The following is a 1,016-nucleotide window of genomic DNA, read 5'->3' as shown; positions in this document are numbered from 1 at the left end:
GACCAACTCCAACAGGTCTTCCAGAACCTGATCAAAAACGCCATCGAGCACGCGGGTGACGAGCCACCCGAAATCAACGTCGGTTTCACAGAACTTTCCGACGCATACCGGTTCAGCGTCAAAGACTATGGCGTGGGAATCCCGGAGGACCAACAGGAGAAGATCTTCGAGATATTCAAACAAGCGTCAGGTGGAGAAAGTGGAGCCGGTATCGGGCTCGCGGTGTGCAAACGCATTGTCGAACGACACGGCGGCGACATCTGGGTCGAGTCCACCGTCGGTGAGCACACCACATTTTATTTCACTATCTCGAAATAGCTGGGCAGTTGTGTATTCTGAGTGAACACAAATATTCAAACAAGTCAACAGTCGGTTCACACATAGCGTTCCTCCAGCCACAGTCCAACTTCACGAGGTACCCGACTACTGCAGGAGTACTGACGGGGCTGGCATACCCTTGTTGCGGCTACATTGTGGGTTCAGTTCGAGTTTGAAAATTTGATTACCACGTTCTCAGCTGAACCGTTGTACGTCACATATGCGTGGATAGGAACGTTTGTCGTTGGTTTCGTCCCAAGCTTCCTGTATGTCCGAGACAAGTCGTGTCGCCGTTGCTCGTCGTAGCTGTGTGCTCGTACTTACAGGACTCGGGACGTGTCAGACTATTCGAAGGGTTTGACTCCAGTCGGTCCACTCCTTTTGGATGGTACGCCCTCCTTTGGGTCGTCGTTCTCGTACTTGAGGTGCTTCTCTGAGGACTTGAATCACAGGTCCGTGGGCCAACCAATTCGAATAATTAGATATTAATTGAATCTTGCGAATTTTGGGGGTATCAAGTGAATTTCTGACTATTGTACGCCGAATTACTGTCCATATCACCGGCAGTCAGATTTACTATCCACTCGTCAAAGAAACATAGATGGCGGTGTTGGCCGCATTTGCTAGCTTACTATTCTGTCACCTATAGTAGCGTTTGCAACTGGTTACACATCCGACCGCATGACAGCGGTCGACCG

The 1,016-nt window shown here is 50.2% G+C and carries 1 protein-coding gene; it reads left to right on the top strand.

The features are described from left to right. On the top strand, nt 1–318 hold a 318-nt coding region (locus tag QT222_RS06710), incomplete at its 5' end, for a sensor histidine kinase (protein WP_491476715.1). Between the last annotated feature and the right edge of the window lie 698 nt (nt 319–1,016).

This window comes from Haloferax sp. s1 (genome assembly GCF_058382125.1).
Note: the sequence above shows the minus strand (reverse complement) of the source record. Positions and strands in the feature narration are given on the sequence as shown.